Source organism: Cupriavidus gilardii, from assembly GCF_013314895.1.
Taxonomy (GTDB): Bacteria; Pseudomonadota; Gammaproteobacteria; order Burkholderiales; family Burkholderiaceae; genus Cupriavidus; species Cupriavidus gilardii_C.
Map to the genome: position 1 here is coordinate 159,766 of NZ_JABTYE010000001.1, position 13,276 is coordinate 173,041.

At 65.1% G+C, this 13,276-nt stretch carries 14 protein-coding genes; 4 read left to right on the forward strand and 10 right to left on the reverse strand.

The window, feature by feature from the left end:
- Positions 1-17: 17 nt before the first annotated feature.
- The 8 genes from HTY53_RS00745 to HTY53_RS00780 all read right to left on the reverse strand — a co-directional run bounded on the left by HTY53_RS00745 (position 18) and on the right by HTY53_RS00780 (position 7,831).
- Positions 18-419, reverse strand: a complete 402-nt coding sequence (locus tag HTY53_RS00745) for a type II toxin-antitoxin system MqsA family antitoxin (RefSeq protein ID WP_174104485.1) — start codon at positions 417-419, stop codon at positions 18-20.
- A gap of 282 nt (positions 420-701) precedes the next feature.
- Positions 702-1,418, reverse strand: coding sequence for an ABC transporter ATP-binding protein (locus HTY53_RS00750; protein ID WP_174104486.1), 717 nt, complete (start codon positions 1,416-1,418; stop codon positions 702-704).
- A gap of 13 nt (positions 1,419-1,431) precedes the next feature.
- Positions 1,432-2,208, reverse strand: a complete 777-nt coding sequence (locus tag HTY53_RS00755; RefSeq protein ID WP_174104487.1) for an ABC transporter ATP-binding protein — start codon at positions 2,206-2,208, stop codon at positions 1,432-1,434.
- A gap of 14 nt (positions 2,209-2,222) precedes the next feature.
- Positions 2,223-3,380 (reverse strand): ABC transporter permease subunit, encoded by a 1,158-nt coding sequence (locus tag HTY53_RS00760; RefSeq protein ID WP_174104488.1) that lies wholly within the window; start codon positions 3,378-3,380, stop codon positions 2,223-2,225.
- Positions 3,381-3,393: 13 nt separating this feature from the next.
- Complete coding sequence (locus HTY53_RS00765; protein WP_149316719.1) at positions 3,394-4,329, reverse strand: branched-chain amino acid ABC transporter permease; 936 nt, start codon at positions 4,327-4,329, stop codon at positions 3,394-3,396.
- A 221-nt stretch (positions 4,330-4,550) separates the two neighbouring features.
- The gene (locus HTY53_RS00770; RefSeq protein WP_174104489.1) at positions 4,551-5,747 is read right to left on the reverse strand and encodes a branched-chain amino acid ABC transporter substrate-binding protein; all 1,197 of its coding nucleotides are present in this window, start codon (positions 5,745-5,747) and stop codon (positions 4,551-4,553) included.
- A 590-nt stretch (positions 5,748-6,337) separates the two neighbouring features.
- Positions 6,338-7,297, reverse strand: coding sequence for a 4-hydroxy-3-methylbut-2-enyl diphosphate reductase (gene ispH / locus HTY53_RS00775; protein WP_174104490.1), 960 nt, complete (start codon positions 7,295-7,297; stop codon positions 6,338-6,340).
- A gap of 48 nt (positions 7,298-7,345) precedes the next feature.
- Positions 7,346-7,831, reverse strand: coding sequence for an FKBP-type peptidyl-prolyl cis-trans isomerase (locus HTY53_RS00780; RefSeq protein ID WP_174104491.1), 486 nt, complete (start codon positions 7,829-7,831; stop codon positions 7,346-7,348).
- A gap of 112 nt (positions 7,832-7,943) precedes the next feature.
- On the opposite strand from HTY53_RS00780, the gene radC reads away from it, so the two are divergent.
- The 4 genes from radC to nadB all read left to right on the forward strand — a co-directional run bounded on the left by radC (position 7,944) and on the right by nadB (position 11,018).
- Positions 7,944-8,618 carry a RadC family protein gene (gene radC, locus HTY53_RS00785; RefSeq protein ID WP_174104492.1) on the forward strand — a complete coding sequence of 225 codons (675 nt, stop codon included), beginning with the start codon at positions 7,944-7,946 and terminating at the stop codon, positions 8,616-8,618.
- Between the two features lie 178 nt (positions 8,619-8,796).
- Positions 8,797-9,030, forward strand: a complete 234-nt coding sequence (gene rpmB, locus HTY53_RS00790) for a 50S ribosomal protein L28 (RefSeq protein WP_006575661.1) — start codon at positions 8,797-8,799, stop codon at positions 9,028-9,030.
- Between the two features lie 13 nt (positions 9,031-9,043).
- The gene (gene rpmG / locus HTY53_RS00795) at positions 9,044-9,214 is read left to right on the forward strand and encodes a 50S ribosomal protein L33 (RefSeq protein ID WP_006575662.1); all 171 of its coding nucleotides are present in this window, start codon (positions 9,044-9,046) and stop codon (positions 9,212-9,214) included.
- 205 nt (positions 9,215-9,419) lie between these two features.
- Positions 9,420-11,018 (forward strand): L-aspartate oxidase, encoded by a 1,599-nt coding sequence (gene nadB / locus HTY53_RS00800; RefSeq protein ID WP_174104493.1) that lies wholly within the window; start codon positions 9,420-9,422, stop codon positions 11,016-11,018.
- Positions 11,019-11,107: 89 nt separating this feature from the next.
- On the opposite strand, the gene nadC is transcribed toward nadB, so the two are convergent.
- Positions 11,108-11,992, reverse strand: coding sequence for a carboxylating nicotinate-nucleotide diphosphorylase (gene nadC, locus HTY53_RS00805; RefSeq protein ID WP_254599730.1), 885 nt, complete (start codon positions 11,990-11,992; stop codon positions 11,108-11,110).
- Entirely contained in the window at positions 11,989-13,137 is a 1,149-nt protein-coding gene (gene nadA / locus HTY53_RS00810) for a quinolinate synthase NadA (RefSeq protein ID WP_174104494.1), read from the reverse strand. The genes nadC and nadA overlap by 4 nt, the downstream gene beginning before the upstream one ends.
- Positions 13,138-13,276 lie beyond the last annotated feature (139 nt).

Sequence of the window (13,276 nt, forward strand, 5' to 3'; positions counted from 1 at the left end):
CTGCCCCGCCGAGGCCATCATGCGGCTCGAACCTCTTGAAGCAGTTCAGGATGCCGGTCCAAAACCTTCAGTAGCTTGACCAGCGCAAGGGGCGGTCGCGTCTTGCCGTTTTCGTATCGAGAGAACGCGTTCACGCCACCGCCGAAAATTTCGCCAGCCTCACGCTGATCCAATGACAGCTTCTTGCGCACGCGCACGATAAATTCCGGATCCACAATCGTGGCGTTGACCTGCCTATTGAAGTCCAGCATCGCCTTGCTCACGCGCGACGCTTCCGCTGGATCCAGAATCGCTTCCCCACATGCCGAACAAAAATCGCCCTGTACACCGGCGATCGACGTCTGTTCACCCTTGTAGGCATATGGTAGGTCGCGGGTGTCATGCACCAGGTCTCCTGCGGCACAGATCGGACACCTCATCATCACAACTCCTTGCAAGACACGATCAACACATCGTCGATCACGGTCAACTTGAGATAGAGAGATCCTGCCGGCGTACGAGCTGCTTCGGCCGCATAGGGCCGAGCGTTGCCAGCGAAGCCAAGCATTGTTTCGAAGGTCCCTGTGATCCACCGACGCGAATGCGCGCGGAATTGTCGATTACGGAAACGCTGGACCGAGTAAAAAAGCCCCGCGCATGCAGGCATGGCGGGGCTTGGTACGGCGCGGCGGCATGTGGCCGCCGTTCCTATCGCGACGGACTCATTCGCCCAAGTAGGCGGCGCGCACCTTCGGGTCGTCGAGCATGTCGGCGGCGTTGCCGCTCATCGTGATCAGGCCGGACTCCATCACGTAGCCGCGGTTCGCGGCCTGCAGCGCGAGGCGGGCGTTCTGCTCGACCAGCAGCACGGTGACGCCCTGGGCCGAGATATCGCGCACGACCTCGAAGATCTTCTCGACCATGATCGGCGACAGGCCCATCGACGGCTCGTCGAGCAGCAGCAGGCGCGGCTGGCTCATCAGCGCGCGGGCCATGGCGAGCATCTGCTGTTCGCCGCCGGACATGGTGCCGGCCAGCTGGTTGGCGCGTTCCTTCAGCCGCGGGAAGATGCCGAACATGCGGTCGATATCGTCCTTGATGCCGGCCTCGTCCTTGCGTGTGAAGGCCCCCATCAGCAGATTCTCGGTGATCGTCATGCGTGCGAACACGCCGCGTCCTTCCGGCACCATCGCCAGGCCCTGCTTCAGCAGCTCGTAGCTGGGCACGCCCTTGATCGAGCGGCCCAGATATTCGACGTCGCCGCCGACCCACGGCTGCAGGCCGGTGATGGCCTTCATCGTGGTGGTCTTGCCGGCGCCGTTGGCGCCGATCAGCGTCACCAGTTCGCCGTCGCGGATCTCCAGATCGATGCCCTTGACGGCCTGGATGCCGCCGTACGCGACCTTCAGTCCGGCAATCTTCAGTAGTGTGTCTTTCATTGCTGCTCCCCCGTCAGTGCGCCGAAGTGCCGAGGTAGGCCTCGATCACCGCCGGGTTGTTCTGGACATCGTACGGCAGGCCCTGCGCGATGACCTTGCCGTAATCGAGCACGGTCATGCGATCGCACAGGCCCATCACCAGCTTCACATCGTGCTCGATCAGCAGGATGGTCCGGCCGTCGCTGCGGATCTTGTCGAGCAAGCCGCGCAATTCGACCTTCTCGGTCGCGTTCATGCCGGCCGCCGGCTCGTCGAGCGCCAGCAGCTTGGGCTCGGTCGCCAGCGCGCGGGCGATCTCGAGACGGCGCTGATGGCCGTACGACAGATTGCGCGAGGTGAAGTTGGCGTACTTGCCGATGCCGACATATTCGAGCAGGTCGTGCGCCATGTCCTCGACACCCTCTTCTTCCTTGCGCACCGCCGGCGGCCGGAAGATCGCGCCGATCACGCCGGCCTTGGTCCGCACGTGGCGGCCGACCATCACGTTCTCCAGCGCGGTCATGTCGCCGAACAGGCGGATGTTCTGGAACGTGCGGGCGATGCCGGCCTTGGCCACTTCATGCACCGCGGTGGGCTGGTAAGGCTTGCCGTCCAGCACGAACTCGCCGGAGTCGGGCGTGTAGAGCCCGGTGATCACGTTGAAGAAGGTCGTCTTGCCGGCGCCGTTCGGCCCGATCAGGCCGTAGATCTCGCCAGCCCGGATTTCCAGGCCCACATCGGACAGCGCCTGCAGGCCGCCGAAGCGCTTGTTGACCCCCTTGACGGACAGGAGGATGTTTTCGTTGCTCATCAGGTCCTCCCGCTTCACAGACGTCCAACGCTACCGGGCCGGCGGATCACCGGCCGGTCTTCCTTGCGCGGCGAAGGCCACAGGCCCGCCGGGCGATACAGCATCACGCCGACCAGCGCCAGGCCGAACAGCAGCTGGCGCAGCACCTCGGCGTCGACGATCACGTGGCCGAACAGCATGTTCTGCACCGGCTCGGCCACCACGCGCAGCAGCTCCTGGAAGCCGATCAGCAGGATGCCGCCGAGGATCACGCCGGGAATATGGCCCATGCCGCCGAGCACCACGATCGCCAGCACGTAGATCGATTCCCACAGCGTGAACGATTCCGGCGAGACGAAGCCCTGGAAGGCGCCGAACACCGCGCCCGACACGCCGCCGAACGATGCCCCCATGGCGAAGGCCAGCAGCTTGATGTTGCGGGTGTTGATGCCCATCGCCTTGGCGGCGATCTCGTCCTCGCGGATCGCGACCCAGGCGCGGCCGATGCGCGAGTTCTGCAGACGCAGCGAGACGAACACGATCGCCACCACCAGCAGGATCAGCAGGTAGTAGTACATGAACACCGGCGTGAACTTCAGGCCGAGGAACTCGTGCGTCTTGGAAAAGTTGAAGCCGAAGATGGTGATCGGGTCGACCGCGGTGATGCCCTTCGGGCCGTTGGTGATATTGAGCGGCCGGTCCAGGTTGTTCATGAAGATGCGGATGATCTCGCCGAAACCGAGCGTGACGATCGCCAGATAGTCGCCGCGCAGCTTCAGCGTCGGCGCGCCCAGCAGCACGCCGAAGATGCCCGCGACCAGCGCCGCCAGCGGCAGCACCCACCAGACGCTGACATGGAAGCCGTTGGGGAACAGCTGCGCGATCGTCTCGAACTGATTGGCCAGATGCGGCGAGCCGAGCAGCGCCATCAGATAGGCGCCCACCGCGTAGAAGGCGATATAGCCCAGGTCCAGCAGGCCGGCGAAGCCGACCACGATGTTCAGGCCCAGCGCCAGCATGATGTACAGCAGCGCGAAATCGAGCACGCGCACCCAGTAGTTGCCGCCCAGGAACTGCACGGCGAACGGCGCGCACAGGCCGATCACCAGGAAGGCCGCCAGCGCGAACATGGTCTTGGCCGGCGTCTTGGTCAGCGGCGCGGCCTGCGCCGTCGTAGAAATCGGAGTGTTCATCGTTGCGATCTCCTTACGCGCGGTCGGCCACACGTTCGCCCATGATGCCGGACGGACGGAACACCAGCACGGTAATCAGCACGATGAAGGCAAACACGTCCTGATAGTTCGAGCCGAACACGCCGTTGGTCAGATCGCCGATGTAGCCGGCGCCCAGCGCCTCGATCAGGCCCAGCAGCATGCCGCCGACCATCGCCCCGGCGAGGTTGCCGATGCCGCCGAGCACGGCCGCGGTGAACGCCTTCAGGCCGGGAATGAAACCCATGTAGAAGTGCGCGTTGCCATAGTTGGTCGCCATCATCACGCCGGCCAGCGCCGCCAGGGTCGCGCCGATCATGAAGGTGGCCGAGATCACGAAGTTCGGGTTCACGCCCATCAGGCCCGCCACGCGCTGGTTCTCGGCGGTGGCGCGCATCGCGCGGCCGAGCTTGGTGCGGTTGACCAGCGTCAGCAGTCCGGCCATCACCATCACGGCCATGCCGATGATGACCATTTCCTTGCCGGTGATGGTGGCGCCGGTGTTGCCGATATCGATCGGGCTCGACGGCAGCAGCTGCGGGAAGGTCAGCGGATTGCGCGACCAGATCATCATCGCGATCGTCTGCAGCATGATGGACACGCCGATCGCGGTGATCAGCGGGGCCAGCCGGGGCGCGTTGCGCAGCGGCCGGTAGGCGATCCGTTCGATCGAATAGGACAGCATCGCGCAGACCGGCATCGCGATCAGCGTGGCGATCACGAGCGTCAGCCATTCCGGCAGACCGGGAGCGAATTGCTGGAGTGCGAGAATCGCCGACAGAGCGGTCAGCGCGCCGATCATCAGCACGTCGCCGTGGGCGAAGTTGATGATCCCGAGAATGCCGTAGACCATGGTGTAGCCGAGTGCAATCAGCGCATAGATGCTGCCGAGCACCAGACCATTCACGATCTGCTGGATAAGGATATCCATGAATACTCCTGGCTTGCCGCCCGCACTTCCGGCATGGATGGATGCCGACCGGGCAGCGGGGTGTGAGTGGTTTGGTAAGTGGTTTATGTGCTGGTAAGCGGGTAAAGCAACGGCCTGCCGCGTTCCACCCATGGTAAGGGCGCTGTCACAAAAGGCGAGGCTAAAAAGAACGGCACCGCAAAGTACTCACGGTGCCGTTCGGTGGACCGGGTAGGTCCGAATTACATCTTGACGACGTCAAGCACGGACTTCTTCTTGTCCTTGTAGTCGTACAGCGTGATGGTGCCTTCCTTCATGTCTCCCTTCTCGTCGAAGGCGATGTTGCCGATCACGCCCTGGTAGTTGGTCTTGGGCATCTCCGCCAGGATCGCCGCGGGCTCGGTCGAACCGGCGCGCTTCATCGCGTCGACGATCACCATCACGGCGTCGTAGGTGAACGGCGCGTAGATCTGCACCGGCGCGTTGAAGCGTTCCTGATAGCGCTTCTGGAACTCGGCGCCCTTCTCCATCCGGGACAGTGCCAGGCCCGCCTCCGAGCAGATGATGTTGCTGACCGCATCGCCGGCCAGTTCCGCTACCTTGTCGGTGCAGACGCCGTCGCCGCCGACGATCTTGGCCGGGATGCCCAGTTCCTTGGCCTGCTTGGCGAACGGGCCGCCGGTGGCGTCCATGCCGCCGTACATGATGACGTCCGGCTTCCTGCCCTTGATCTTGGTCAGGATGGCCTTGAAGTCGGTGGCCTTGTCGTTGGTCGCCTCGCGCGCCACGATATTGACGCCGGCCGCCTTGGCGGTCTTCTCGAACTCGTCGGCCAGGCCCTTGCCGTAGGCGGTGGCATCGTCGACGATCGCCACGCTCTTGGCGTTCAACGTCTTGGCGGCATAGTTGGCCAGTGCCGGGCCCTGCTGGGCGTCGGTGGCCACCACGCGGAAGGTCGTCTTGAAGCCCTGCTTGGTGTAGTCGGGGTTGGTCGACGACGGCGAGATCTGCACGATGCCGGCGTCGCTATAGATGCGGGAGGCGGGAATCGAAACACCCGAGTTCAGGTGTCCCACCACGGCGACGACCTTCTCGTCGACCAGCTTCTGGGCCACCGAGGTACCGGTCTTCGGATCGGCCGCATCGTCTTCGCCGACCAGTTCCAGGCGAACCTTCTTGCCGCCCAGTTCCAGACCGGCCTTGTTGACCTCTTCCACGGCCAGGCGCGCGCCGTTCTCGTTGTCCTTGCCAAGGTGGGCGATCCCACCGGTCAGCGGCGCCGCGTGGCCGATCTTTACCACCACCTCGCCGCCAGCCGGTGCTGCCGCGGCAGGTGCCGAGGCGGTCGCACCAGGCGCTGCCTCTTCTTTCTTGCCGCAGGCAGTAACCAGTGCCACTGCCGCTGCGATCGGCAGAATCTTGGCAAACGTGATTTGCATGAGTGATCTCCTAGGATTCACAAGATCAGGGTTACGCAACGCCTCCCGTCCGTTTCCCTGCACCGCCTTGGTTTAGTTTCAATTTGAAACGCGCGCATTGTATCCCCTTTTTTTGCGGATGCAATACGCGACGCAACAACCTGAGCCTTTCACCCTTCTATTGAGCTAGGTAATTTCCCCAATGCCTTGATTGGGGCAATTCCCATTCACAAGACGGGCTGTTCGAGATACCTAACAAGATCCGTGCCCACCACGTCACCAGGCGGCTTGGGCGACGCTGTAGCGTGGCTCCCTAGGCACTCACATATATAGAATTTAATTAGGCATTTCATAAAAGAAATATGCACCAATTTAGAATGTCGGCAATCCGCTTTCGCACCAATCGAGGGAAAACCCGGATTTAGGGGATTTACCCTAAAGTCCCGCGCAAAAGCCAAGCCATGCCGCGGCGCATATAACGTTGTGGCGATTAAGTTTCCTGGCGGGGTGGCAACGCGTCCGACGCGAACGCGCCGATGCGACACGCCGCCAAAACGACAACGCCCCGCACAAGGCGGGGCGCAGCGCAAAACGAGAGAACGCGGTCCGGCTCAGGCGGCGCTCGCCTGCAGCCCCTTCGGCAAAGGGAACGACATGTTCTCCTCGATGCCCTCGAGCGGACGTACGTGCCGCGCGCCCAGCGCGCGCAGCCGGTCAACGATCGACTGGGCCAGCGCCTCCGGTGCCGAGGCGCCGGCGGTCAGGCCGATGCGGCGCTTGCCCGCAATCCACTCGGGGCGAACCTGTTCCGGCGCGTCGACCATATAGGAGGGCACGCCCAGCCGCTCGGCCAGTTCGCGCAAGCGGTTCGAGTTCGAACTGTTGGGGCTGCCGACCACGATCACCACGTCGACCTGCGGCGCCATGAACTTGACGGCGTCCTGGCGGTTCTGCGTGGCATAGCAGATGTCCTGCTTCTTCGGCTCGCGGATCGCTGGAAACCGGGCCTTCAACGCGGCGACGATTTCGTCGGTCTCGTCGACCGAGAGCGTGGTCTGCGTGACATAGGCCAGGCGGGTGGGATCGGCCACCTGCAGGGTTTCGACGTCGGCAGGCGACTCGACCAGCAGCATGCCGCCGTCGGCCTGACCCATCGTGCCCTCGACCTCGGGGTGGCCCCGGTGGCCGATCATCACGATCTCGCAACCTTCTGCGCGCATCTTTGCGACCTCGACATGGACCTTGGTGACCAGCGGGCAGGTCGCGTCGAACACGTTCAGGCCGCGCGCCTGCGCCTCGGCCCGCACGCCCCGCGATACGCCGTGGGCGCTGAAGATCACCGTCGCGCCAGCCGGCACCTCGTCGAGCTCCTGCACAAAGACGGCGCCCTTGCGGCGCAGGTCTGCCACGACGTAGGCGTTGTGCACGATTTCATGGCGCACGTAGATCGGCGCGCCAAAGCGCTGGAGCGCGCGCTCCACGATTTCGATCGCGCGATCGACCCCGGCGCAGAAGCCACGCGGCTGGGCCAGCAGGATCTCGGCGTCGGGGGCGGGAGTCAGTTCGGACATGCGGGCAAGTAGCTGCGCTCCGGCGGCCGCGGCGGCCGGAGCAGGTCGTCAGAGAATGCCGATCAGCTGGACGTCGAACAGGATGGTCTGTCCGGCCAGCGGATGGTTGAAGTCGAACAGCGCGGAGGTCTCGCCGATTTCCTTGAGCACGCCGGCATATTTGCCGCCGCCGGGCGCGTTGAACTCGACCAGGTCGCCCGGGGTGTAATCCTCTTCGAAGGAGCTGTTCTCGCGCAGCGTGGCCAGCGACACTCGCTGCAGCAGGTCGGGATTGCGCGGGCCGAAGGCGTGCTCGGGCGCCAGGCGGTAGCTGGTGCGCTCGCCCTCGGCCATGCCGAGCAGCGCCTGTTCCAGCGTGGGCGCGAACTGTCCCTGCCCCAGCAGCAGCGTGGCCGGCTTGTCGTCGAAGGTGCTGACGACCTCGGTACCGTTCTCCAGCGAGATGCGGTAATGCAAGGTCAGGAAGGAATCGGCCTGCACGGTCTTGCGCGCGGTGGCGCCGCCGGGGTCCGACGCAAAAGTTTGCGAATTCATGAATGCTCAACCAGTCGAGAACCCGTATTGTAAGCGACTGAACCCGGCGCCGCCGATCCAGGTGCCGCCCCCCCTCCCAGCGCTTCCCCGGCGCTTCCCGACCGAGACCGCCATGCCCATCTCCGATTGGCCCGCGAGCGAACGTCCTCGCGAAAAACTGCTGCAAGCCGGTGCCGCCTCGTTGTCCGACGCCGAACTGCTGGCGGTATTCCTGCGCGTCGGCGTGCCGGGCAAGAGCGCGGTCGACGTGGCGCGCGAACTGATCGCGGCGTTCGGCTCGCTGACCGGCCTGCTGGCCGCGAGCCTGCCTGAGCTGAGCCAGGTGCGCGGCATCGGCACTGCCAAGTATGCCCAGCTGCAGGCCGTGGTCGAACTGACCCGCCGCGCCCTTGCCGAGCAGCTCGCGATGGCGCCCGGCCTGGAATCGCCCCAGGCGGTACGCGACTACCTCCGGCTGTCGCTGGCCCAGCGGCCTTACGAGGTCTTCCTGTGCCTGTTTCTGGATGCGCGCAACCGGCTGCTGGCCGCCGAGGAGCTGTTCCGCGGCACACTGACGCAAACCAGCGTCTATCCGCGCGAGGTGGCCAGGCAGGCATTGGCGCACAATGCGGCCTCGGTGATCGTCGCCCACAACCATCCGTCGGGCAATCCGGCGCCGAGTGCGGCCGACCTGGCGATGACCAGGGCGCTTGCGCATTCGCTCGCGCTGATCGACGTCCATGTGCTCGACCACTTCATCGTCGCCGGCAACACGACGTACTCGCTGGCCGAGCATCGGCAACTGTGATGCCGGCAGCACCGGCACGTCGCCGTGGCGTCAACGCACAGAAGGCATTGATCGAGCTGGGGATTTCGGTCTATAATGCCCGTTTTGCTGAAGTCTTAACCGCTGCAGTCCGGGCCCGCGCGCCTTTTGTTGATCTGTTGCGAACATTGTCCACGAATAGAAGATTTAGGAGTGCTTCATGGCACGCGTCTGTCAAGTGACCGGGAAAGCGCCGATGGTCGGCAACAACGTTTCCCACGCAAACAACAAGACCAAGCGCCGTTTTCTGCCCAACCTGCAGAACCGTCGTTTCTTTGTTGAATCGGAAAACCGCTGGGTGAGCCTGCGCGTCTCGAACGCCGGTCTGCGCCTGATCGACAAGAAAGGCATCGACTCCGTGCTCGCCGACCTGCGCGCACGCGGCGAAGTCTAATTAGGAGTTCATCATGGCCAGCAAAGGCGGACGCGACAAGATCAAACTGGAATCCACTGCGGGTACCGGTCACTTCTACACCACCGACAAGAACAAGCGCACCATGCCGGAAAAGATGTCGATCAAGAAATTTGATCCGGTCGCGCGCAAGCACGTCGAGTACAAGGAAACCAAGATCAAGTAATTGATCCTGCGTTCCAGCGAAGAACCCCGCCATGGCGGGGTTTTTTGTTGCCCGCTCGTTCTCGTTCCGCTTCCGGCGCCGCGGGCCCCACAGACCGGCCGGCATGCCGCGCAACCGGCGTGGGCAAGGCGCCGCCGCTCCGGCAGCGGTGTACACTTTCGAGCTTTCCCGCACCACCGGCGCCGTTGCCGCGCCACCACGCACCATGAACTTCGACGTCGCCATCGTCGGCAGCGGCCTGGCCGGCCTCACGGTCGCGCTGCAGCTGGCCGACAGCCACCGGGTTGTCATCGTGAGCAAGCGCGCCATGACGCAAGGCGCCAGCGACTGGGCCCAGGGCGGCATCGCGGCGGTGCTCGACTCCGGCGACAGTCACGACGAACACACCCAGGACACGCTGATCGCCGGTGCCGGGCTGTGCGATGAAGGCGCGACCCGCTTTATCGTCGAGCACGGGCGCGAAGCGATCCAATGGCTGATCGACCGCGGCGTGCCGTTCACGCGCGACGAACAGGCCGAGCTCGGCTATCACCTGACCCGCGAAGGCGGCCACAGCCATCGCCGCATCATCCACGCGGCCGACGCCACCGGCCATGCCGTGGTGACGACGCTGACCGAGCAGGTCCGCAGCCATCCGAATATCACGATCCTGGAAGATCATTTCGCGATCGATCTGATCACCTCGCGCAAGATGGGGCTGGGCGGCAACCGCTGCCTGGGGCTGTACGTGCTCGACGACGCCAACGGCCGCGTGCATACGCTGACCGCCAGCCATACCGTGCTGGCCACCGGCGGCGCGGGCAAGGTCTACCTCTATACGACCAATCCCGATACCGCCACCGGCGACGGCATCGCGATGGCCTGGCGTGCGGGCTGCCGGGTCGCGAACATGGAGTTCATCCAGTTCCATCCGACCTGCCTGTACCACCCGTACGCGAAGTCGTTCCTGATTTCCGAAGCGGTGCGCGGCGAAGGCGGCCGGCTGGTGCTGCCCGACGGCACCCGTTTCATGCCCGAGCACGACGCACGCGCCGAACTGGCGCCGCGCGACGTGGTGGCACGCGCGATCGACTTCGAGATGAAAAAACGCGGCCTCGATTGCGTGTACCTCGACATCACGCATCAGCCGGCGCCCTTCCTGCGCGAGCACTTCCCGACCATTCATGCGCGCTGCCTGGAGCTCGGCATCGACATCACGCGAGAGCCGATCCCGGTGGTGCCGGCCGCGCACTACACCTGCGGCGGCGTGGTTACCGACACGTCCGGGCGCACCGATCTGGACAATCTGTACGCGGTTGGGGAGACGGCCTACACCGGCCTGCACGGCGCCAACCGGTTGGCATCGAACTCGCTGCTCGAATGCATGGTGATCGGCCGCGCGGCGGCCAGCGATATCGCGGCGCAGGACAAGGCCGGCAAACCCGACCTGACGCTGCCGCCGTGGGACGAGAGCCGCGTGTCGGATGCCGACGAGGAGGTCGTGGTCTCGCACAACTGGGACGAGTTGCGCCGGATGATGTGGAACTACGTCGGCATCGTGCGCACCAGCAAGCGGCTGGAGCGGGCGCAGCACCGCATAGCGCTGCTGCGTGAGGAGATCACCGAGTACTACGCGAACTTCCGCGTCACGCGCGATCTGCTCGAGCTGCGCAATCTGGTCGAAGTGGCGGCAATGATCGTCGACAGCGCCTATGCGCGTCACGAAAGCCGCGGCCTGCATTTCAGCCGGGACTATCCGGGTACCTTGCCGAAAGCGCTGCCGACCGTGCTGCAGCCGCCGAACGGGCGCCGGCGCGGCAACTGAGCGCGCGAACGAAGCGCAACGGACATGCAACGGACGCGCAACCGAAGACCAGGCCGGTCTGGCTCGCGCGGGATGTAGCCCCGGCTCGCTCAGCCGATGATGCGCAACGAGTAGTCGGTCGCGCGCACGTCCTTGGTCAGCGCGCCCACCGAAATCCGATCGACACCGGTCTCGGCGAAACGGCGGATCGTATTCGCGTTGACGCCGCCGGACACTTCGAGCACCGCGCGGCCGCCATTGATCCGCACGGCTTCGCGCATCATCGGCTCGGTGAAGTTGTCGAGCAGGATCGAGACCGCACCGGCAGCAAGCGCCTCGTCCAGCTCGACCAGCGATTCCACCTCGACCTGGATCGGCACGCCGGCGTTCAGCGCGGCCGCCGCCTGCAGCGCCGCGGTGACACCGCCGGCCGCGGCGATATGGTTTTCCTTGATCAGGATGCCGTCATAGAGCGCGAGCCGCTGGTTGTCGCCGCCGCCGACCTTGACCGCGTACTTCTGCGCGAGGCGCAGGCCGGGCAGCGTCTTGCGGGTGTCCAGCACGCGGGCGCGCGTACCGACGACCAGATCCGCATAGCGCCGCGTCGCGGTGGCCACGCCCGACAGCAGCTGCAGGAAATTCAGCGACGGCCGCTCGGCGGTCAGCAGCGAACGCGCCGGGCCGTCGATCTCGCAGACCACCGAATCGGCGGCCATCAGCGCACCCTCCTGCTGCAGCCAGCGCACCTGCAGGCGTGGATCGACCGCCCGCATGCAGGCATCGAACCACGGCTGGCCGCACAGCACGGCCTCTTCGCGCACGATCACGCGCGCATGCGCCTGTTTGTCGGCCGGCACCAGCTGGCCCGTCCAGTCGCCGGAGCCGACGTCTTCGGCGATCGCCGCACGGACGTTCTCATGCAGCGCCTCGGCAAGCGCGGGGCCGTATTGATCGAAGATCGGGTTCACTGCGTCGTTCATCGATGCATCGGTCATGCCGGACCGATCCCCTGGAACAGCGCCTGTTCCTGCGCCAGATCGGCACCGGGCCGTACCTTGGCCTTTTGCTGCGCGGCGAAGTCGAGCATGCGGTCGATGCAGGTATAGGCGCGACGGCCGATCTCGGGATCGACATGGATCTCGTTGCGGCCGCTCTCCAGCACCTCGGCCAGATTGGTCAGCGCATTCATCGCCATCCACGGGCAATGCGCGCAGCTCTTGCAGGTCGCGCTGTTGCCGGCGGTCGGCGCCTCCATGAAGTGCTTGCCCGGCGCGGCCATCCGCATCTTGTGCAGGATGCCGTTGTCGGTGGCGACGATGAACTCGTTGGCGTCGAGCTGCTGGGCGGCGGCGATCAGCTGCGAGGTCGAGCCGACCACGTCGGCCTGCGCCACCACGTTGGCCGGCGATTCCGGATGCACCAGGATCCTGGCCTTCGGATGTTCCTTGCGGAGCAGATCGAGTTCGATGCCCTTGAACTCGTCATGCACCAGGCACGAGCCCTGCCACAGCAGCATGTCGGCGCCGGTCTGGCGCTGGATATAGCTGCCCAGATGCTTGTCCGGCGCCCACAGGATCTTCTCGCCGCGCGCGTGCAGATGCTCGACGATTTTCAGACCGATGCTGGAGGTGACCATCCAGTCGGCGCGCGCCTTGACCGCGGCGCTGGTGTTCGCATAGACCACCACGGTGCGGTCCGGATGCGCATCGCAGAAGGCGGCGAATTCGTCGGCCGGGCAGCCCAGGTCCAGCGAGCAGGTCGCGTCCAGGTCGGGCATCAGGATGGTCTTTTCCGGGCTCAGGATCTTGGCGGTCTCGCCCATGAAGCGCACGCCGGCCACCACCAGCGTCTGCGCCGGATGGTCGCGCCCGAAGCGCGCCATCTCCAGCGAATCGGACACGCAGCCGCCGGTCTCCTCGGCGAGGTCCTGCAGGTCGGCGTCGACATAGTAGTGCGCGACCAGCACCGCATTGCGCGCTTTCAGCAAGGCGCGAATGCGATCCTTCAATGCGGTGCGCTCGTCCGGCGTCAGCACCGGCGGCACCTTGGCCCAGGCGTGGGCGACGCAGCTCGCGCCACCCTCGGCCTGCGTCTGCGTCGGCTTCTCGAACTCGACGGTCTTGATCGTTTGGGGGGTCATCTCCTGTACTCCTCGGGGCACCCTTGCTCGCCATCGCATCGCATCGTCATGGCGGCCGGGACCGGTGCCTGGATGGGGCGGCATCGCCAAAAGAAAAGCCCCGCCAGCGACAGCATGGCGGGGCTTCGGGCGCGCCTGG

Bases quoted from the DNA above. Each gene is read 5' to 3' on its own strand.
- ispH (WP_174104490.1), bottom strand. From the start codon at position 7,297: ATGTCCGAACTGACTCCCGCCCCCGACGCCGAGATCCTGCTGGCCCAG.
- HTY53_RS00750 (WP_174104486.1), bottom strand. From the start codon at position 1,418: ATGAAAGACACACTACTGAAGATTGCCGGACTGAAGGTCGCGTACGGC.
- nadC (WP_254599730.1), bottom strand. From the start codon at position 11,992: ATGACCGATGCATCGATGAACGACGCAGTGAACCCGATCTTCGATCAA.
- HTY53_RS00770 (WP_174104489.1), bottom strand. From the start codon at position 5,747: ATGCAAATCACGTTTGCCAAGATTCTGCCGATCGCAGCGGCAGTGGCA.
- HTY53_RS00760 (WP_174104488.1), bottom strand. From the start codon at position 3,380: ATGAACACTCCGATTTCTACGACGGCGCAGGCCGCGCCGCTGACCAAG.
- nadB (WP_174104493.1), top strand. From the start codon at position 9,420: ATGAACTTCGACGTCGCCATCGTCGGCAGCGGCCTGGCCGGCCTCACG.
- nadA (WP_174104494.1), bottom strand. From the start codon at position 13,137: ATGACCCCCCAAACGATCAAGACCGTCGAGTTCGAGAAGCCGACGCAG.
- rpmB (WP_006575661.1), top strand. From the start codon at position 8,797: ATGGCACGCGTCTGTCAAGTGACCGGGAAAGCGCCGATGGTCGGCAAC.
- HTY53_RS00755 (WP_174104487.1), bottom strand. From the start codon at position 2,208: ATGAGCAACGAAAACATCCTCCTGTCCGTCAAGGGGGTCAACAAGCGC.
- radC (WP_174104492.1), top strand. From the start codon at position 7,944: ATGCCCATCTCCGATTGGCCCGCGAGCGAACGTCCTCGCGAAAAACTG.
- rpmG (WP_006575662.1), top strand. From the start codon at position 9,044: ATGGCCAGCAAAGGCGGACGCGACAAGATCAAACTGGAATCCACTGCG.
- HTY53_RS00780 (WP_174104491.1), bottom strand. From the start codon at position 7,831: ATGAATTCGCAAACTTTTGCGTCGGACCCCGGCGGCGCCACCGCGCGC.
- HTY53_RS00745 (WP_174104485.1), bottom strand. From the start codon at position 419: ATGAGGTGTCCGATCTGTGCCGCAGGAGACCTGGTGCATGACACCCGC.
- HTY53_RS00765 (WP_149316719.1), bottom strand. From the start codon at position 4,329: ATGGATATCCTTATCCAGCAGATCGTGAATGGTCTGGTGCTCGGCAGC.